General features: G+C 67.4%; 19 protein-coding genes, 2 tRNA genes and 1 other RNA gene. 8 read left to right on the forward strand and 14 right to left on the reverse strand.

What is annotated here, in order from left to right; translation table 11 throughout:
- Positions 1-7: 7 nt before the first annotated feature.
- Together A4R44_RS39475 and A4R44_RS39480 are read left to right on the forward strand one after the other, a co-directional pair.
- Complete coding sequence (locus A4R44_RS39475) at positions 8-496, forward strand: hypothetical protein (protein ID WP_067592911.1); 489 nt, start codon at positions 8-10, stop codon at positions 494-496.
- Between the two features lie 11 nt (positions 497-507).
- The gene (locus tag A4R44_RS39480) at positions 508-1,335 is read left to right on the forward strand and encodes a hypothetical protein (protein WP_157905121.1); all 828 of its coding nucleotides are present in this window, start codon (positions 508-510) and stop codon (positions 1,333-1,335) included.
- A gap of 180 nt (positions 1,336-1,515) precedes the next feature.
- On the opposite strand, the gene ssrA is transcribed toward A4R44_RS39480, so the two are convergent.
- Positions 1,516-1,890: a transfer-messenger RNA gene (ssrA, locus tag A4R44_RS39485) on the reverse strand.
- A 165-nt stretch (positions 1,891-2,055) separates the two neighbouring features.
- On the opposite strand from ssrA, the gene A4R44_RS39490 reads away from it, so the two are divergent.
- On the forward strand, positions 2,056-2,748 hold the full coding sequence (locus A4R44_RS39490) for a sensor domain-containing protein (protein ID WP_067592917.1): 693 nt from the start codon (positions 2,056-2,058) through the stop codon (positions 2,746-2,748).
- Positions 2,745-3,878: a sensor histidine kinase gene (locus A4R44_RS39495; RefSeq protein ID WP_067592920.1), complete on the forward strand. Its 1,134-nt coding sequence runs from the start codon at positions 2,745-2,747 to the stop codon at positions 3,876-3,878. Before A4R44_RS39490 ends, A4R44_RS39495 begins: the two co-directional genes overlap by 4 nt.
- A gap of 1 nt (position 3,879) precedes the next feature.
- Here the strand turns inward: A4R44_RS39495 and A4R44_RS39500 are convergent, their stop codons facing one another.
- Genes A4R44_RS39500 through A4R44_RS39515 form a run of 4 tightly spaced genes read right to left on the reverse strand, consistent with a single transcriptional unit; the run spans position 3,880 to position 6,838 of the window.
- Positions 3,880-4,623 carry an ESX secretion-associated protein EspG gene (locus tag A4R44_RS39500; protein WP_067592923.1) on the reverse strand — a complete coding sequence of 248 codons (744 nt, stop codon included), beginning with the start codon at positions 4,621-4,623 and terminating at the stop codon, positions 3,880-3,882.
- Positions 4,624-4,650: 27 nt separating this feature from the next.
- Positions 4,651-5,859 carry a hypothetical protein gene (locus tag A4R44_RS39505; RefSeq protein ID WP_067592926.1) on the reverse strand — a complete coding sequence of 403 codons (1,209 nt, stop codon included), beginning with the start codon at positions 5,857-5,859 and terminating at the stop codon, positions 4,651-4,653.
- A 17-nt stretch (positions 5,860-5,876) separates the two neighbouring features.
- Positions 5,877-6,500: a DUF3558 domain-containing protein gene (locus A4R44_RS39510; protein ID WP_198545633.1), complete on the reverse strand. Its 624-nt coding sequence runs from the start codon at positions 6,498-6,500 to the stop codon at positions 5,877-5,879.
- The gene (locus A4R44_RS39515) at positions 6,497-6,838 is read right to left on the reverse strand and encodes a hypothetical protein (RefSeq protein ID WP_095213899.1); all 342 of its coding nucleotides are present in this window, start codon (positions 6,836-6,838) and stop codon (positions 6,497-6,499) included. Before A4R44_RS39515 ends, A4R44_RS39510 begins: the two co-directional genes overlap by 4 nt.
- A 237-nt stretch (positions 6,839-7,075) precedes the next feature.
- Between A4R44_RS39515 and A4R44_RS39520 the strand changes: the two genes are divergently transcribed.
- From A4R44_RS39520 to A4R44_RS39535, 4 genes are all read left to right on the forward strand, one after another.
- Positions 7,076-7,333, forward strand: a complete 258-nt coding sequence (locus tag A4R44_RS39520) for a helix-turn-helix domain-containing protein (protein WP_067592929.1) — start codon at positions 7,076-7,078, stop codon at positions 7,331-7,333.
- Positions 7,334-7,429: 96 nt separating this feature from the next.
- Entirely contained in the window at positions 7,430-8,071 is a 642-nt protein-coding gene (locus tag A4R44_RS39525; protein ID WP_067592932.1) for a response regulator transcription factor, read from the forward strand.
- 85 nt (positions 8,072-8,156) lie between these two features.
- Positions 8,157-8,375, forward strand: a complete 219-nt coding sequence (locus A4R44_RS39530) for a hypothetical protein (RefSeq protein ID WP_067592935.1) — start codon at positions 8,157-8,159, stop codon at positions 8,373-8,375.
- 144 nt (positions 8,376-8,519) lie between these two features.
- The gene (locus A4R44_RS39535; RefSeq protein ID WP_067592937.1) at positions 8,520-9,821 is read left to right on the forward strand and encodes an acyltransferase; all 1,302 of its coding nucleotides are present in this window, start codon (positions 8,520-8,522) and stop codon (positions 9,819-9,821) included.
- Here the strand turns inward: A4R44_RS39535 and A4R44_RS39540 are convergent.
- The 9 genes from A4R44_RS39540 to A4R44_RS39580 all read right to left on the reverse strand — a co-directional run bounded on the left by A4R44_RS39540 (position 9,811) and on the right by A4R44_RS39580 (position 18,594).
- Entirely contained in the window at positions 9,811-10,707 is an 897-nt protein-coding gene (locus A4R44_RS39540; protein ID WP_067592940.1) for an amidohydrolase family protein, read from the reverse strand. The genes A4R44_RS39535 and A4R44_RS39540 overlap by 11 nt on opposite strands.
- Positions 10,704-11,186 carry an SsrA-binding protein SmpB gene (gene smpB, locus A4R44_RS39545; protein ID WP_067593092.1) on the reverse strand — a complete coding sequence of 161 codons (483 nt, stop codon included), beginning with the start codon at positions 11,184-11,186 and terminating at the stop codon, positions 10,704-10,706. The genes A4R44_RS39540 and smpB overlap by 4 nt, the downstream gene beginning before the upstream one ends.
- Positions 11,187-11,238: 52 nt before the next feature.
- Entirely contained in the window at positions 11,239-12,132 is an 894-nt protein-coding gene (ftsX, locus tag A4R44_RS39550) for a permease-like cell division protein FtsX (RefSeq protein WP_009073294.1), read from the reverse strand.
- A 51-nt stretch (positions 12,133-12,183) separates the two neighbouring features.
- Positions 12,184-12,873, reverse strand: coding sequence for a cell division ATP-binding protein FtsE (gene ftsE, locus A4R44_RS39555; RefSeq protein ID WP_009073292.1), 690 nt, complete (start codon positions 12,871-12,873; stop codon positions 12,184-12,186).
- Between the two features lie 98 nt (positions 12,874-12,971).
- Positions 12,972-14,075: a peptide chain release factor 2 gene (gene prfB / locus A4R44_RS39560; RefSeq protein WP_107309600.1), complete on the reverse strand. Its 1,104-nt coding sequence runs from the start codon at positions 14,073-14,075 to the stop codon at positions 12,972-12,974.
- 64 nt (positions 14,076-14,139) lie between these two features.
- Complete coding sequence (locus A4R44_RS39565; protein WP_067592944.1) at positions 14,140-14,640, reverse strand: PadR family transcriptional regulator; 501 nt, start codon at positions 14,638-14,640, stop codon at positions 14,140-14,142.
- Between the two features lie 240 nt (positions 14,641-14,880).
- Positions 14,881-14,954 (reverse strand) — tRNA-Met (locus A4R44_RS39570).
- Between the two features lie 532 nt (positions 14,955-15,486).
- A tRNA-Met gene (locus tag A4R44_RS39575) sits at positions 15,487-15,560 on the reverse strand.
- A 67-nt stretch (positions 15,561-15,627) separates the two neighbouring features.
- Positions 15,628-18,594: a UPF0182 family protein gene (locus A4R44_RS39580; RefSeq protein WP_198545636.1), complete on the reverse strand. Its 2,967-nt coding sequence runs from the start codon at positions 18,592-18,594 to the stop codon at positions 15,628-15,630.
- Between the last annotated feature and the right edge of the window lie 122 nt (positions 18,595-18,716).

Raw genomic sequence — 18,716 nt, forward strand, 5'->3', positions numbered from 1 at the left:
GAACACCATGGTGGACCTGGCCGAGACACTGGACGACATCCGGGTGCGAGTGCGCGCGCCCGGATCGGATATCGAAGCCGAACTGCGTCGAAGAACCGACATCACGCTGTCGTTCGGGGAAAGCGTCTACGAATTCATCGACGAACCCGCGCTGGAAAGGGTACTTGCCGGTATCGCACGGTTGTTATGGGCTGGCTGGCAACGGCAGTACCGGGCCGCGATCGACGAGACAGACCTGAACATCGACGCTGACGATGCCCGTGACTCGAATTTCTTCGCCGACCGAGCCCAGGTCGAGGCGATCGGCGGGTCGGCCGACGAGCGGATCACGATCTCGGCGGCGGGCATGGCGGACTTCTCCGTGCGGGTCAAGCCCGGAACCGTCCGCGAGATACCCGAAGACCAGTTCAGCGCGAGTGTTTCCGAAGCGGCGGCGAAGTTGATCCAGGACTTCCAGCTCAAGGTGGATGACCTGAAGAAGCGGTACTACGAATGACAAAACCGAAGTTGCTGGTGCTGGCCGCCGCAGTAGTCGTCGCGGCCGCCGGGATCACCGCGGTGGTGCTGTCCTCGCCTGCGGCCGGGCCCGCGGCGAAGCCGTGCGACATCCCTGGTTCGGTTCCGGAGCGACCGGTGCCGGCAACGACCGCACCCGGTGGCGGCGGGATCGAAGTCGCGGAAAAAGGCGTCTCCTCAACGGGCTTGGCAAGTATGGGCGCAGTGCTGCGCAACACCAGCAACCACATCGCGTACCGAACCAAGGCGAAGCTCAACGTATCGCTCATCCTCGACGGCATTCGGCAGAGACTCGACGGTTCTCAACTGACGATGGAGATCCCCATTGTCCTGCCCGGCCAACAAGTAGGCCTGGGCAGACCGCTGATCAACCTCAACGCGAACGACAAGGTGGCTTCAGCCGACGTAGATGTCCAGACCACAACCTGGCTGCCGAGCGGAGCCCTAGGCGCCTTCACCCCACCGGCAGACACCTACGAGTCCACGAGCCGAGCCACCGCCTCACCGCCAGCGGACGCTATTCGCTACCGGGAAACGTCAACCAACTGCCGAGCGCTCGCCACCCGCCGCACCGCCGTGATCTTCCGCGACGCGACCGGCGCCATCGTGGGCGGCGACCTAGTCCCGCCAGACGGAAAAGGCAACCCGGCCGGCACGACCCAGCAACCGCCGGCAAGCCCTTCCTGCTCCCCCGGGGAACGCAGCACCTGGATCGTCCCACTGCAAAACATCCCGCGCAGAACAGACGACCACCGCACAGTTCTCTACTCCTACTGCGACCTGAACACCCCCCCAACAGACATCAACAACACCTTCTAACTCCCCCCACTCCACCCACCCACCACCCACCAACGAAACCCACCAACGAAACCCACCCACCACGACGGGGGTCCAGGGGGCGCAGCCCCCCTGGCGGGGGTTTGGGGGTCCGACCCCCAAGGCAAAAACGAAGAAGAGCCCTGGCCAACGCGCTAGCGTGGCAGGGCTCTCCCGCGAATCGAGTGGAGGTGCCGGGAATTGAACCCGGGTCCTCTAGCGCCTCCTCAAGGCTTCTCCGTGCGCAGTCCGCTGTGTCTCTGCTTGGCCCCTTCAGTCACGCGAACAAGCTGAAGTGACGAGCCCAGCCACTGTTTGCTTCCCTACCGGGCCCCGTGGCCGGGACCGGCGGTAAGCCTCCTAGCTGATGCCGGCGACCGGGTCGGAGGCGACCCCGGGCCGACAGACTTGCTCTACTGCGATCAGGCAGCGAGAGCGAAGTCGCGCTGGCTATTGGCCTTGGCGCTTATTAGGTTGCGATGACGCTTGCGGTGGTCTCTCGCCTGCACCGGCACGCTTCCCTTGATTCAACGTCCAGAGTCGAAACCGTTCACCCCCTTGTAGGTGCTTGTAACCTCACCATCATAACCCGCGCGGCAACCCGGTAATTCCGGCCTGGGGTAGGGCTGCCCCCACCTCGAAGATGCCCGCTCGCCCCCTGGTTGCCCGGTGCCGCTCCGGCCATGCTGAGCAGGTCAGTTTCCGCAGTGAGGGAGCCCCGCCATGGTCACCGTGCCCGCCGGTCGCAGTTTTGGGCGCCGCACTCCGCCGTTGGGCGGGGCGTTGGCGTATCTCCTGCTCAACCTGCCCATCGGGATCCTCTCGTTCACGCTCATCGTGACGCTGGGTTCGGCGGGGCTGGGGACGCTTGTCGTGTGGCTCGGCGTTCCGCTGCTCGCGCTGCTCATCCTGTTCGCGCGGACCGCGGGACGGGTCGAGCGGGGGCGGGTGTTCGCGCTGCTCGACGTGTACATCGACGATCCGTATCTGCCGTTGCCGCCGTCGGGAGCCAAGCAGCGCTGGCTGACCCGGCTGAAGGACCCGGCGACCTGGCGCGACCTGTCCTACCTTTTCCTGCTCTTCCCGCTCGGCCTGGTGGAGTTCGTGCTGGTCGTGACGGTGTGGGCGGTCAGCCTCGGCCTGGTCGGGCTGCCCATCTACTACCGCTTCCTTCCCGACGGCGTCTACGCCTTCCCGAGCTACGATGTGCAGTGGTTCGTCGTCGACTCGACGGTGACCGCGCTGCCTTGGGCGGCGCTGGGGGTGTTGTTCGCCGCGATCGCCGTGGCCCTGACCAAGGGGCTGGCGGCGCTGCACGCGGCGTTCGCGGCCGGGTTCCTGCGGCCCACGGTCGCCCAGCGGCGGCGCATGGAGCGCTCGTGGAACGAGATCGACGGGATCACGGTGGCTGGATGACTGCGCAAGACCCGCCTCCGGAGCACCCTCGTCCGCATCCGGCTCGCACGATCGGGTACATGATCCCGTCATTCGTGCTGCGCCTGGTGCAGTTCATCCTCATCGTGGTCGGCGCGACCGTCGGCACGGCGACGCTGATCATCTGGATCGGCTTCCCGATCCTGCTGGCCGTGACCGGCTTCATCCGCTGGTCAGGCGACCTGGAACGGCGCTGGGCCCGCCGGATGCTCGGCACCCCGCTGGGCCCGGTCGAGCGGCTGTCGCTGGACGGGCAGCCGATGACCCGCCGCTGGCTGACCCGGCTGTCCGACCCGACGACCTGGCGCGACCTGTCCTACCTGCTGGTCGCGTTCCCGCTGTCCATCGTCGAGCTGCCGATCGCGCTCGCGTCGATCGTGCTGCTGCCGATGGCGATCTGGGTGACGCCGTGGCTGGGCTGGCTGCACGGGAACCTGGCGCTGTCGATGCTGGGCCCGAACCGTACGAAGAAGCTTGAAAAGAAGGCCGAGCACCTCCAGGCGTCGCGGGCTCGTGGCGTGGACGCCGCGGAGGCCGAACGCCGCCGGATCGAGCGCGACCTGCACGACGGCGCTCAGCAGCGGCTCGTGGCGGTCGCGATGAGCCTCGGCCGGGCGAAGTCGAAGTTCGACAACGACCCGAACGCGGTGCGCGACCTGATCGACGAGGCCCATTCGGACGCCAAGCTCGCCGTTTCCGAACTGCGCGACCTCGCCCGCGGCATCTACCCCGCCGTACTCGGCGACCGCGGTCTCGACGCGGCCCTGTCCGCGCAGGCCGCGAAGTCGCCGATCCCGGTGGACGTGCACGTCGACGTCGAACCGAGGCCGCCGGCCGCGGTCGAGACCACGGCGTACTTCATCGTCGGCGAGACCCTCACCAACATCGCCAAGCACTCCGGCGCGACCGAGGCGGCGGTGAAGGTGTGGCGCTCGGACACGCACGTCATCACCGAAATCACCGACAACGGCCACGGCGGCGCCGAGGTGCGCCCTGGCGGCGGGCTCGCCGGGCTGGCCGACCGAGCGGCGACCATCGACGGCGTGATCACCGTCGTGAGCCCGGTCGGCGGGCCGACGGTCATCAGAGCGGACCTGCCGTGTCAGTGGTAGGTCACCCGTCGAGGCTGGCGCGTAGCGCGGCCACTCGCTGAACGAGCATCTGGTCGTCCCCGGCCATGACCGTGATGTACCGGTTCCGCTCGGCCCCGGACACCTCGAACGCGACCCGGCCGGCACTGAGGTCGCGGTAGGTCAGAACGCCATCGGCGACCCGTCTGCCCCGCCCCGCCCCGCGAAGCGACACATTGATCTCGCCACGCCCAAAAGCAGGCCGGTTCAGCAGTTCGTCGACCGCCCGCGCGGAGCGGCCACGTTCGTCGGGGAAGTCGCTGTCCTCGCCGCGGAATTCGTGTTGCGACAGCGAAATCAACGCGAGTTTCGCCGGGCGGAACCTCGGGAGACGCGCCACGAGAGCAGCGGCTGGCGTCTCTCGGCTGTCCGAGGCCTTCACCAGCACCCGCGCCCCGTCATGGACCGCAGTGACCACGCCTTGTCCACGAGTCCCCACGAACACGCTGTACTGCTCGCCCTGGTTGTCGACGCGGGCCACATACTCCGTTTCGGGCCGCGCGAGCGTGTACAGCGCGTCCTCGAACGCGTCGGACACGCGGCCGCGTTCGAGAAGTCCCAGCCGGAGCAGCTCGTCGCGAGCCTCATCGGCCAGCTCGCCCGCCAGCGACTCCGGCACGTACCTCGTGCCGAAGCCGAACATCGGGTGCGGATCATTCAGCTTGACTTCACGGAATGCGCTCAGTAACGTACTCAGCGTAATTTCAGTCGTGCGCGCGAACAGCACCGTCGTCCCCTCCCCCTGAACTGTGCGCTATCTCTGTGGGCGATCGCCGATGACCGGCGGGACCGGCTTCACCTCATTGCCGCCGAACACCTCGTCCGGGTCGGCTTCGCGCAGGTAGGGCGCGGCCTTCTTTTCCTTGTCCGCTTCGCCTTTCCCGCCTTTGCCGCCCAGGGGGCCGGCCATCGAGGCCGCGTTCTTCCCGGCCGACCCCGCAGCCCCAGCCGCGCCGCCGCGCGCGGATGCCGACTCGCCCGGCACCCTGGCACCGGAGCGACCTCCCGGTTCGCTGTCGGCACCCGCACCGCCGCGCAGGTTCACCGGACCCGAACCCGTGCCGCCCGGCGAACAGCCCAGCGGGCCGAACGCACTGCCGTGGCCACCGGTTCCGTCGCCTTGCCCGAGGCTGATCGGACTCGGCGACGGAACCGGCTGAAAGCGCGGCGGGACCGGCGGCCACGACTGCTTCTCGACGCGCTCGTCCGCACGTTCGGGCGGGACCTGCCAACCGGGCGGCTGCCGGACTGGCGGCTGGTCGCCCGGATGACGAACCGGACCTGGCTCCGGGGTCGGGGGCGGACCAGGAGCCGGGCTGGGCGTCGGGCTCGGATCTGGACCGCGCTCGACCGGCCTCGGCCCGGACGACGGCGGACGGTGCAACCCGCCGCCCCGACCGCCGCTGCGCGGCTGGCCGGGCTTGGCCGGATCTTCGGCACTGGCCAGGGTGATCTGTGCCCCGGCGTCCCGCAATTCCGCGTATTTCGCGGGGACTCGGCCGTTATTCGATCCGCTGGTCGCACTGTATCCGCTGAAAACCTGCACATTATGCTGCGAATCCGCTTGCCATTGCGTCACCCGGTCGGTGTACTTCTGCCCGTCCCCGTGCAGAAGGGCGACGACCTCCTCGTCGGTGAATCCCGGTTCCTGTGCGGCCACCGGTTTCACGCTGTTCTTGGCGTTCTGGAACGCCGACATCTGCTCGTGGGCGATGGCCTGGACCGCACCCAGCCGCGCCGAGTCTTCCGCGGACGTCTCGATCAGCGGAGTGCACGAATTCGCCGAAGCCTCGTTCGCGACCTCGCCCTGCCACGCCTCGCTCTGGTAGGCGGCCAGCGTCCCGACCCGCGTGGCCAGACCGAGGAGCTGATCGCTCAACTGGGAGGCGGCGTGCTGGGTATCGCCCAGCGAACCCGCTCCCGAGCCAGTGGTCAGCTCCCGGTAGATCTCGGCAGCGCCCATGCACCGTTCCGGTTCCATCATCGCCCCCCGCGAAGATTGCCGATGATCGCAACGGCGACGTCATGTACGGAATCGCACGGATTCTTTTTCTCCTTGCGCGAATCCGGCTGCCGGATGACGACTTCGATCACTTGGTCGTCCCGCACGCCCAGTGAAGCCGCGCACTCGCCGAAGGTGCGCGACGCGGTGGTGTCGACGGCGACCAACGGGTACCCGTCCGCGGGCGCGAGCGGCTGGAAGAACTTGTAAAGCTTCCCCTTGGCCGCGTAGACCGAGGTCAGTCCGCGTTTGTCCACACCGTTGACAATGACGTTGATGCTGGCGTGCTCATACTCGTAGCCGCCGAACCAGCCGCAGGAAGGGCCCGCCGCCTCGTTCTCGGCCTTCGGCGGAACCGGCCCGCCCAGAAAACCCTTGCTCTCGTCCGAAGTGAGGACCATGCACGGATCCTGCGCGGCCTTGGTGGTGTCGATCGGTTCCCGCACCTTCGGCACGCCCGGGCCCGGCAGGCGAGCATCGGCCGGAACCGACGAGGGCGGCTCGCTGGTCGACGGGGCAGGATTGGCCTGTCCCCCGGTCGTACCAGAGCAACCGGCCAGTGCGAACAAGGCGACCGCGGGCAGCAGCACAACACGCCTCACAGAGTGCCCCCGGCCTTCTTCACTTCCTGCGATTGCGTGTCTTCGGCGGCTTGATACTTGCCCGTGGCCGCCCTGAACCTGGCAGCCTGTCCTTCGCAGTACTCCACCCGGCTTCGCAGTGAAGCGACCAGTGCGCTCCCGGAGTTGCGGAAGGTCTCCGCGTTGTTGCCGCTCGCGAAGTCCGAAGCCGGCGACTGGGTCACCGCGATGACCCGCGCGTTGTCGACAGCCTTCGTGAACTCGAGGGCCAGCTCCTCGAACTGGCTCGCGACATGCTCCATCCCCGCCGCGTCGAACGAATACCGCCCTGAACCCACCGCAGTGTGATCGTCAGTCACCCTTACGCCCTCCCTGCGCAGAACAACTCCGGCCGACCGGCCGCTCACCCGTCCGGACCACCGAAACCGCCGGGCGAATCCCGGCTCGTCTTTGTGGTCGACCGCGCCGGATGCTGACTGGATTGCCGGGCGCCGATATCCGTCTCCTGAGCGACCTCTGTCGGCACTTGCAGACAATTTATAGCAGGTCTTTTCGATAGGGTGTCACTTATCGGACCTTGCTTAGAACATGATCCAGTGCACTGGGACGAGGCGACGGCGAAGAAGTTCGGTCGCGCGTTGCGTCGCTTGCGCGAGGAGCGCCAAATGTCCCAGGAAGCGCTCGCCTTCCAGGCCGGAGTCACGAAAAACCAGGTCCAGCTGATCGAGTCGGGCCGGGCCTCCGGGCGCAAGGACGCGGCCGGTCCGTCGAATCCGCGCATGTCGACGCTCGCCGGTCTCGCCGCGGTGCTCAGCATGTCGGTCTCGGACCTGCTCGAATCCGCCGACCTCTGACCCGGTCAGCGGCAAAGCCGACCTGCTGCGCCGGAGATTGCCCACTCGTGAGTGAATAAGCCTGCGAGCCGTGCACTCACCGACCTGGGGGCCTTGATGCGAGTAGTGATCGCCGAAGACGCCGTGTTGCTCCGGGCCGGGGTCACCCGGTTGCTGGCCGACGAGGGCATCGAGACCGTCGCCGCGGTCGACAACGGCGACGATCTGCTCGGCGCGATCACCGAACACCGTCCTGACCTGGCGATTGTCGACGTCCGGATGCCGCCGACGTTCACCGACGAAGGCTTGCGCGCGGCGCTGGCGGCCCGCAAGGAGATCTCCGGCCTGCCGGTGCTCGTGCTGTCCCAGTACGTCGAGGAAAGCTACGCGGTCGAGCTGCTGTCCGGCGGTGCCGGAGGCGTCGGCTACCTGCTGAAGGAGCGGGTCGCCGACGTGGACGAGTTCCTGGACGCCGTCCGGCGCGTCGCGGACGGCGGCACCGCCATCGACCCGGACGTCATCGCCCAGCTGATGGCCCGCGGCCGCCGCAACCCCCTGGATTCGCTCACCGCGCGCGAGTCCGAGGTGCTCGGCCTGATGGCACAGGGACTCTCCAACAACGCCATCGCGAACTCGCTGGTGGTGTCGCACGGAGCGGTCGAAAAGCACATCGGCAACATCTTCTCGAAGCTCGGTCTCGAGGCCAGCTCCGAAGAACATCGCCGGGTGCGCGCGGTGCTGACCTACCTTGGCCGCTGAAACCCCTCACTCGAACTGACGGCAGCCCCGACGGCGGTCTCTCGCCTACCATGGACTGATGTCCGAGCCGAGCGAGGAGAGTCCGATGTCCGACCGCAGCGTCCGCTTCTTCGGCGGCCCGCTCGACGGACGGGTGCAGGAACTCGCCGACGAGGAACCGGTTCCGGGCACCGTCGTGCGCCACATCCACCTGCACCGCGGCCCGAAAATCGAGACGCGGTACGAACTCGGCCTCACCGAGGACGGCTGGGCCTACCGGGTGCAGGCGCACGAGTCCGAGCCGGAGCCGGACACCCTCCCGTGAATGTTGGTGCCGGTTCTCACCAGCACCAACACTCACGAGAACCGTGGTAGGGCAAACCCCACCTCGCTCCCCCTGCTGCCCCGACCCCCTTTTCGGTGGTCTCCCCCGCTGTTTCCGAGCCGGGGAACCGACAGGCTCTTCAGCATGACGACGAGCCAGCTGCCGACCCGCGGCACCAGGGCGACCCGAGACAGATTTCTCGACGTGGTACGCGCCGGAGCGATCCTCGCGGTGGTCGCGCAGCACTGGACGATGCCGGTGCTTTCCTTCTCCGGCAACACTCTCGTCACCGGCAACGCCCTCGCGACACCTGGCTGGTGGATCATCACCTGGGCGTCGCAAGTCATGCCCCTCGTCTTCTTCGCCGGCGGTGCGGCGAACCTGATCTCGTTGCGCCGCGCGGAATCCACTCGCGCCTGGTTCGCCGGACGCGTTCGACGGCTGCTCGTTCCGGTGCTGCCGCTGATGGCGGTGTGGCTCGTCGTGCCGGATCTGTTGCACGGCATGGGAGTTCCGCCGCAACCGGTCCAGGTGGCCAGCGCGATCGCCGCGCAACTGCTCTGGTTCCTCTCGGTCTACCTGCTCACCGTGCTGCTCACGCCGTTGATGGTCGCCGCACACCGCCGCTGGGGTCTCGCGGTTCCGGCGGTACTGGCCGGACTGGGCGTTCTCGTTGACGTGGCACGGTTCTCCGACCTCGGAATGATCGGATACGCCAACGCCGTCATCGTCTGGGTCGCCGTGCACCAGCTCGGTTTCCACTACGTCGAAGGCCGCCTCGGCTCGCTCAGCCGCCGCGCCGCGCTCGCCGTGTCCGCCGCCGGTTTCGGGATGACGGCGCTGCTGGTCGCGTTCGGTCCGTATCCGGCGAGCATGATCGGCATGCCCGGCGCGCCGGTGTCCAACATGAGCCCGCCCACCGTCCTGCTGCTGTTCCTCGCGCTCGGCCAGATCGGGTTCCTGCTGGCGTTCCGCGAGAAGCTCGTCTCGCTCCCCCGCGTCACCGCGGCGCTCAGCTGGCTCAGTCCGCGGTTCATGTCGGTCTATCTCTGGCACATGCCGGCGCTGGTCGTCGTTTCCGGAGTGACCGTGTTCGGCCTCGGCTACTCGACGCCGGCCCCCGGTACGTCGATGTGGTTGCTCATGGCACCCGCCTGGTTCGCCGTGTGCGGCGCGGTGCTGCTGGGCCTGCTGCGCCTGTTCGAGCGCTTCGAGACGCAGCCGGACGGCCTGGTGGTGACCGCGCGGACGCCGCAGCTGGTGCTGGCGGGCCTGCTCGCCTCCGGCGGTCTCCTGGGACTGGCCGCGCACGGGTTCGCCCCGCTGAGCGACAGCCTGCTGACCGGTCCGCTGCCGTGGGTGGCGCTGGTCGCGGCCGGGTACACGCTGGCCGGACGTCAGGTGTCGATGCCGCGGCGCCGGGCTCTCGCGGCGGTCAAACGCTGAGGAGCTTCGCGGGGGTGTCGTGCAGCACCGCCCGCAGGAACGGCTCGCCAAGGCGATCGTCGGCCGCCCAGCCCGCGATCGCCCGCAGCTGGGTGGCGTAGGAGTACGGGATGTTCGGGAAGTCGGTGCCGAGGACGACGCGGTCGCCCACCTCCGCCAACCGGGCCGTCCAGTCCGGCGGCAGCGGCGACATCGCCTCCGCGAACGGCACGCCGACCATGGTGGTGTCGAGATGCACTCGCGGGTAGCGCGCCATCAGCTCGAACGCGGTGGTGAACTGCGGCATCGCCGCGTGCGCGAGGACGGCGGTGAGCCGCGGATGCCGTCGCAGGACTTCCTCGAACACCTCAAGCCCGGTGAAGTCGCCGCGCAACGGTCCGTGTCCACAGTGGATCACCACCGGCACGCCCGCTTCGGAGAGCGAGCCCCACACCGGGTCAAGCAGCTCGTCCCGCGGGTCGTACGCCCCGACCTGCACGTGCGCCTTGAAACATCGGGCTCCCGCGCGCACCGCACTGTCCACATAGGAAGCAGCGCCCGGCTCCGGGTAGAACGTGCCGGTGGGCACCGCTTCCGGCACCTGTTCGGCGAAATCCAGCACCCACGAGGTAAGCCACTCGGCCATGCCCGGCTTGTGCGGATACACCAGCGGCGCGAAGGCTTTCACGCCCAGCGCGCGCAGCGTGTCGATCCGCTCCGGCTCGGGCGTGCGGTAGTGGATCGGCCACGGCCTGCCGTAGTGCTGCTCGGCGCGGTCGAAATAGGCCCACACCTTGTCCAGCACGGGCTTCGGCAGGAAGTGGACGTGCAGGTCGACGATCCCGTCGAGGCCGAGCCCGGCGATCCAGCCCGGGACGTCGGCGTCGGTGGCCGGACCCGCGCTCACTCCGTGAACCGGCCCTTCAACGCCCGCCCCATCGCGCGGCTGATGTCCTTCTGCGCGTCGCGTTTGGCGAGCGACTGCCGCTTGTCGTAGGCCTTCTTGCCTCGGGCCAGCGCGATCTCGACCTTGACCTTGCCGTCCTTGAAGTACATCGACAGCGGCACGAGCGACAGACCGCTTTCCTTGGTCTTGCCGATGAGCCGTTCGATCTCGCGCCGGTGCAGCAGCAGTTTCCGCGTGCGCCGCGGCATGTGGTTGGTCCAGGTGCCCTGGGTGTACTCGGGGATGTGGACGTTGCGCAGCCACACCTCGCCGTCGTCCACCGTCGCGAACGCGTCCACAAGGGAGGCTTTGCCCGCCCGCAGGCTCTTCACCTCGGTGCCCTGCAGCACCATCCCGGCCTCGTAGGTGTCCAGGATGGAGTAATCGTGCCGGGCCTTGCGGTTCGACGCGATGACCTTCTGTCCACGTTCCTTGGGCATACCGACCACTTTACGTGATGTGTCCGACGGCGAGCAGCCGATTTCTTCTCCGCTAGTGCCGCACGTACAGGCGCAGCGTGACGTACCCGGTGATCGCCGAGATCACGATCGACACCGCCAGCAGGATCGGCGCCACCGGGAACAGCACCTCAAGCGTGGTGATCTGCGGGAACACTTCGCCGGTGAAGACCGTGTCGAGGAAGGACAGCTTCGTCAGAAGCAGGAACACCACCCCGAGCACGGCGCCGACCGTGCCGGCGACCACCGCCTCCAGGAGGAACGGCAGCTGGGTATACCACCGCGTCGCGCCCACCAGGCGCATGATGCCGACTTCCGTCCGCCTCGTGAACGCCGAAACCTGAATGGTGTTCGCGATCAGCAGCAGGGCGGCGACGGCCATGATGAGCGCCATCACGAACGCGATGTTCCGGACGCCGTTGAAGACGTTGAACACGCGGTCGAGGAACTTCTTCTGGTCGTCGACCTTCTTGACGCCGGGCTGGCCGGTGTACTGCTTGATGATCGCGTCGGACCGGTCCGGGTCCTTCAGCTTCACCTGCAGCGACGCGGGCAGTGCCTCCGGGCCGGTCAGTTCGAGCAGCTCGGGCTGGCTCGCGAAGATCTTCTTGAACCGGTCGTAGGCCTGGTCGCGGTTCTCGTACACGACCGATTCGACGCCGGGGTTGTTCTGCAGCGACTGGCGGAGCCCGTTGCAGAGCGCCTGCGTGCAGTTCTTGTCGTTCGCGCTCACGTCGTCGACCAGCGCGACCGAAACCTCGACTTCGGCGAGGAAGTTCGCCTTCATCTTGTCGATCGTGCGCACGGCGAGCAGACCGCCGCCGAGCATGGCGAGCGAGACCGCGGTGGTGAGGATCATCGCGATGGTCATCGTGACGTTCCGGCGCAAACCGGTGACGACCTCGCTGAAGACGAAACTGGCACGCATCGCTCTCGTGATTCCTTGGTTCGGGGCGGGAAAGGGCGGGGGCGGAGGGCGTCAGCGGCCGATGCCGTAGACGCCCCTGGCGTCGTCGCGGATCACGCGACCGAGCTGCAGCTCGACGACGCGGCGCCGCATCGAGTCCACGATGGAATGGTCGTGCGTGGCCATCAGCACGGTGGTGCCGGTGCGGTTGATCCGCTCCAGCAGCAGCATGATGTCCTGGCTGGTGTCCGGGTCGAGGTTCCCGGTGGGCTCGTCGGCGAGCAGCACGAGCGGGCGGTTCACGAACGCGCGGGCGATCGCGACGCGCTGCTGCTCGCCGCCGGAGAGCTCGTTGGGCAGCCGGTCGGCTTTGCCGTCGAGGCCGACGAGTTCGAGCACCTCGGGCACGACCTTGCGGATCGTGGGCCGCGGTTTCCCGATGACCTCAAGGGCGAACGCGACGTTTTCCGCGACGGTTTTGTTGGCCAGCAGCCGGAAGTCCTGGAACACGCAGCCGATGGTCTGGCGCAGGCGGGGGACCCTGCGCCGGGCGAGTTTGGCGACGTCGAAGTTCGACACCATGACCCGGCCCTTGGAGGGCACCTCTTCGCGCAGCAGCAGCCGCAGGAACGTCGACTTCCCGGAACCGGACGGGCCGATGAGGAAGACGAACTCACCCTTGTCGATCTCGACCGACACCCGTTCGAGGGCGGGACGGGTCGAGGTCTTGTAGACCTTGGAAACCTCTTCGAGCCGGATCACGATTCGGCATCCTACCCATGGGCCCCGTTAAGCCCGGGTTGCCGGTGCCTTGGGTGACCCGCGCCTCGTCCCGGCCCGGGTCGGGGCCGTCGTGCGGATCAGGCCGCGTTCGCCTGCTTGCGCCAGCGGATCCCGGCTTCCAGGAAGCCGTCGATGTCGCCGTCGAGGACCGCGGTGGGGTTGCCGACCTCGAATTCGGTGCGCAGGTCCTTGACCATCTGGTACGGGTGCAGCACGTAGGAGCGCATCTGGTTGCCCCAGCTGGAGCCGCCGTCCTTGAGTGCGTCCATTTCGGCCCGTTCCTCCTCCTTTTTGCGCTGCAGCAGGCGCGCCTGGAGGACCTTCATCGCGGCCGCCTTGTTCTGCAGCTGCGATTTCTCGTTCTGGCAGGAGACGACGATGCCGGTCGGGATGTGGGTGAGACGGACCGCGGAGTCGGTCGTGTTGACGCTCTGCCCGCCGGGGCCGGACGAGCGGTACACGTCGACGCGGATGTCCTTTTCCGGGATGTCGACGTGGTCGACTTCCTCGACCTCGGGCAGGACCTCGACGTGCGCGAAGGACGTCTGGCGGCGGCTCTGGTTGTCGAACGGCGAGATCCGCACGAGGCGGTGGGTGCCCTGTTCGACCGAGAGGGTGCCGTAGACGTACGGGGCGCTCACCTTGAAGGTGGCGGACTTGATGCCCGCTTCTTCGGCGTAGGAGATGTCGAAGACGTCCGTGGGGTAGCCGTGCCGTTCCGCCCAGCGCAGGTACATCCGGAGCAGCATTTCGGCGAAGTCGGCCGCGTCGACGCCGCCCGCTTCGGAACGGATGTTGACCACGGCGTTGCGGGCGTCGTATTCGCCGGACAGCAGGGTGCGGACCTCGAGCGCGTCGATGTCCTTGGCGAGGTCGGCGAGGTCGCCCTCGGCCTCGGTCATGCTGCCGGCGTCGCCTTCGTCGGCGGCGAGCTCGTAGAGGACGCCGAGATCGTCGAGGCGCTGGCGCAGTTCGGAGACGCGGCGCAGCTCTGCCTGCCGGTGGGACAGCTGGCTGGTGACCTGCTGGGCTTCCTCCACGTTGTCCCAGAGGGTCGGGCTGGACGCCTGCTCCTCGAGCTCGGCGACCTGCGCGCGCAGCGCTTCGAGGTCCATCACCGACTCGATCTGCGTCAGCTTGCCGGTCAGGTCCTTCAGTGCCGCATCGAACTCATCGCTCACGTCGGACAAGGTTACGGCAAAACCCACGACCGGTCGCGAACCGGTCGTGGGGCCGGGGCGGCGCTCAGGCCTGCGGGATCGAGTCGAGCAGCTTCAGGGCGGCCTTGGCCTGCGCCTGGGCGAACTCGGCGACTGCCTTGGCGTAGGGGCCGTCGGCGGTCTTGGTGGCGTTCTTGGCCTCTTCGAGCTGGGCCTGGTAGGTGGTGCGGGCGCTGTCGAGCAGGGCGCCGCGCTGCTTGGCCGTCAGGGAGCCGGCGTGCACGAGCCGCAGGATGAGCGGGCTGCGCAGGTGGTCGGGTCCGGCCTCGGACGTGAGCCACGTCTTGAAGGCCTTCTTGCCTGCCGCGGTGAGCACGTACTGCTGGCTCGAACGGGGTCCCTGCTTGCCGAGCCGGACGAGACCCTCTTTCGAGAGCGCCGGGAGCTCGCGGTAGACCTGGCTGCGGGTGACACTGAAGAAGGCGCCGAAGCGCTCGTCGGCGCCCGAGACGAGCTGCCCGCCGGTGGCGGGGCCGTCGTGGAGCAGACCGAGCAGAGCGGCGGCGGTTGCATTCAATTCGGACACCCCTCTACGGTCCCACTTATCCGCCGCTGTGTCCACAGTGGTCACGAATCAGTCCATTGTGGCCAGCGGCAACCCCTCTAACAGCCCAGTCCGCAGGTATGTCCACAATAGACTCTGCCACTCTGAGCAACCACCGCCGAAACGATCACCGCGCCGCAACCACCACCCGAGCGACGGCCAAATGGCGCACAAAAAAAGCCGGGGCCCGTGCATCCGCACGGGCCCCGGCTGGTTTTCCAGTAGCGGGGACAGGATTTGAACCTGCGACCTCTGGGTTATGAGCCCAGCGAGCTACCGAGCTGCTCCACCCCGCGTCGTTGTGAAAACAACACTACACCCCCCAATTTCCGCACTGACACCACCCCCTCAAACCCTCCTTCACCAGCAAAAACACCCTCCCCGCCCGTCCAGCCCGCACGCCCCCCGCCCAAAAGCCCACACCCACCGAAAAACACCACACCCCCACACCGGAATATTCCAACGCCCCCAACGCTTCCCGGCCCTCTACCCAAGACAACAACAAAGGTCTAAACCTGTCCCCCCAGAAGCCACCAACCCAAACCCCCAAGACAAGCAACACCGTTGCCCGCCGGGCAACCCCACACCCCAGCACAAGAGACCGCCTTCCAGCCTCCCGAGGCAAACCCACCCAGAGACATCGGCACACACTCAGCAAGAGCCAAACCCAACGAACCAAAAACCAAAAACGAGCCCGCCCACCCAACCGGACCCCACACGGGGGTCCAGGGGGCAAGCCCCCTGGCGGGGGTCTGGGGGTTCGACCCCCAGGACACAACGAAAGAGACCCGCCTCGCGCTTTACGCGAGGACGGGTCTCCCATCTCTGTAGCGGGGACAGGATTTGAACCTGCGACCTCTGGGTTATGAGCCCAGCGAGCTACCGAGCTGCTCCACCCCGCGTCGTAGGACCTACCTTACGCCCTGGTTTCGAGCGGGCGCAAAGCAGGTGCCTATTACGTAACCGAGGTCACCCGCCGGGCTGGGACGTCGACCCGGTGGAGGGCGGCGTCGTGGGTTTGGCGGAGTTGTATTCCTTGGTGGCCGCGTCGAGCGCGGAGAGTGCCGCGCCTTGGTCGGCGAAGTTGCCGGATTGCTGTGCTGCCTTGAGTTTGGCGAGCGCGGCCTGGATGTCGGACACCGCCTTGTCCAGCGCCGGGTTGCTGCCGCCGGTGCTGGGCGGCGGTGTGGCGGTGCTGGAGGTCGGCGGGGTCGGCGTGGTGCCTGAGTCGCCTTCCTTCGGTGTGGTCGCCGCCGCGCCGGTGCCCTTGCCGAAGACTTGGTCGAGTGCCTCGTTGAGGGTGGACGCGAAGCCGATCTTGGCTCCGTAGGAGACGAGCACGCGCGCCAGCTGCGGGTAGCTCAGCTGGTTTCGCTGGCGGATGTAGACGGGTTCGACGTAGAGGAATCCGTCCGCGACCGGCAGCGTGATCAGGTTGCCGTAAATGGGAATGACGTTGGGGTTGTTCAGCAAGGTCCGGTCCTGGGCGACGCGGGGGTCGCTCTGGAACCGGTTTTGCACCTGGACGGGCCCGTCGACCTGGTTGGCCCCGCTGGCCGGGGGTAGTCGCAGGACGCGGATGGTGCCGTAGTCCTCCGGATCGGACGAGATGGACATCCAGGCGGAAAGGTATTGCCGTTGCAGACCGGTGAGCGCGCTGGTCAGCTGGAACGTCGGCCTGCCCTCGCCCGCGGCGTTGGCGAGGACGTAGTACCCGGGCTGGTTGGCGACGTTCGCGCCCGCCGTGGTGGAGCTGCCGTCCTCGGTCGGGTCCTGCGGGACGCTCCAGAACGCCTGCTGCGCGTAGAACTCCTGCGGGCTGTCCACGTGGTAGCGGGCGAGCAGTTCACGCTGGATCTTGAACAGGTCCTCGGGGTAGCGGAAGTGCGAGCGCAGTTCCGGCGAGATCTCCGAGCTGGGCTTGACGATGCCCGGGAACACCTTCTCCCATGCTTTGAGCACGGGTTCGTTGTCGTCGATCGAATACAGGGTGACGGTGCCGTCGAACGCGTCGACGGTCGCCTTCACCGAGTTGCGGATGTAGTTGATCGAGTTGTTCGCCTGTTTGGTGACGCCGTTGAGCGAGTCGTTGGTCGCTTCGCCGAGCTGCGTCTGCTGGGCGTACGGGTAGTTGTCGAGTGTGGTGTAGCCGTCGACGATCCACTGGATGCGGCCGTTGACCACCGCGGGGTACGGGTCGCCGTCGAGGGTGAGCCACGGGGCGACCTTCGCGACGCGGTCGCGCGGTTCGCGGTTGTACATGATCTTCGAGCCGTCGCCGATGGCGTCGGAGAAGAGGATCTTCGGTTCGCGGTATTCGGCGGCGAACATCAGCCGGTTGAACCAGTTGTCGAGCGAAACGCCGCCCTTGCCCTGGTAGAGGTAGCCGCGCTGACTGTCGGTGTCGTACTCGCCGGGGGCCTTGCCCGGCGTGCCGCCGACGATCGAGTAGTCGGACTGGTTGGTCAGCTCGCCGTAGTAGATCCGCGGCTGGTCGACCTTGATGCCCGGCTGGCCGTTCACCGAGCCCGCGCCGGTGGGGTTGCTCGTGTCGCTCGTGGTGGCGATCGGGTAGCCGCCGTCGGAGTTCGAATCCTTCACCGCACGGTCGATCGTGTTCGCGGGCGCGGCCACGAAGCCGTTGCCGTGCGTGTAGACCATGTGCTTGTTGATCCAGTTGTTCTGGTTCCCGGTGAGCCCGTCGGTCTTCATTTCCTTGGCGGCCACGATGTAGTCCTGCGTGGTGCCGCCGATGGTGTACCGGTCGATGTCCAGCTTGGACGGGAAGCCGTAGAAGTTCTCGCGGCCGACGCGCTGGGTGAAGGTGTCGCTGAGGATGTTCGGGTCGAGCAGCCGGATGTTGGACACCGTGCCGGTGTCGGCCTTCACCGCGTCCGCGGTGGTTTCGGTCTTGCCCGGGTACTGCTCGTACTTCACGTTGGTGAGGCCGTACGCCGCGCGCGTCGCGTCCATGTTGCGCTGGATCGACGGCGCTTCCTTCTCGTTCGCGTTCGGCTTGACCGAGAACTGGTCGAGAATCGCCGGCCAGGCGACGCCGACCAGTACGCCGGAGAGGATCAGCAGGACCAGCGAAATCGCCGGCAACTGCAGATTCCGCAGGAACGCGCCCGCGAAGAAGGCGATCGCGCAGATCACCGAAATGCACAGCAGGATCAGCTTCGCCGGGAGCACCGCGTTGAGGTCGGTGTAGGTGGCGCCGTTGAACAGCGGCATGTTCCGGTCGGACAGCAGCAGGTTGTAGCGGTCGAAGAAGTACTCGACCGCCTTCAGCAGCACGAAAAGCCCGACGGTGATGGCGAGCTGCGCGCGCGTCGGCCCGGCCAGCTGGCCGCCGCGGCCGGCGAGCCGGATGCCGCCGAAGATGTAGTGCGCGATCAGCGCGCCGAAGAAGGAGACGACGACGGTGACGAACAGCCAGCCGAGCAGCCAGTTCACGAACGGCAGGGAGAAGGCGTAGAAGCCGAGGTCGATGCCGAACTCGGGATCTTTCTGCCCGAACGAGGTGCCGTTGAGGAACAGCTGGATCGTCTGCCAGTCCCCGCTCGCCGAGGCTCCGGAGATGACGCCGGTGAGCACCGGGATGCCGATGCCGAACAGCCGGATCCGGCTGACGATCACCGAGCGGTAGCGCGACAGCGGGTCGTCGCGGCCGGATACCGGCACGAACACCGGGCGCGTGCGGTAGGCGATCAGCAGGCTGACCGCCAGCGCCCCGCCGACCAGCAACCCGACCGCGAGGAAGAGCACGACGCGGGTGACCAGCTGCGTGGTGAACACCGAACGCGCCTGCAGTTCGCCGAACCACAGCCAGTCCACGTAGGTGTCGAGCAACCGGACGCCGGCCAGCAGGGCCAGCACGATCACCGCGGCGATGATGAGAAGGATCCGGCTGCGCCGGGACAGCTTCAGGCTCACCGGGGGCCGAGTCGCCACGGCAATGCTCCTGTCTTCGTGAACACGTTCTCCGGGGACAGCGGTGTCCCCCGTGACCTCTAACTCTACGGATGGTGCCGCGAGTTCCCGGGACCGCCCAAACC

The sequence above is a fragment of the Amycolatopsis sp. M39 genome, assembly GCF_001651785.1.
Lineage (GTDB): Bacteria > Actinomycetota > Actinomycetes > Mycobacteriales > Pseudonocardiaceae > Amycolatopsis > Amycolatopsis rubida.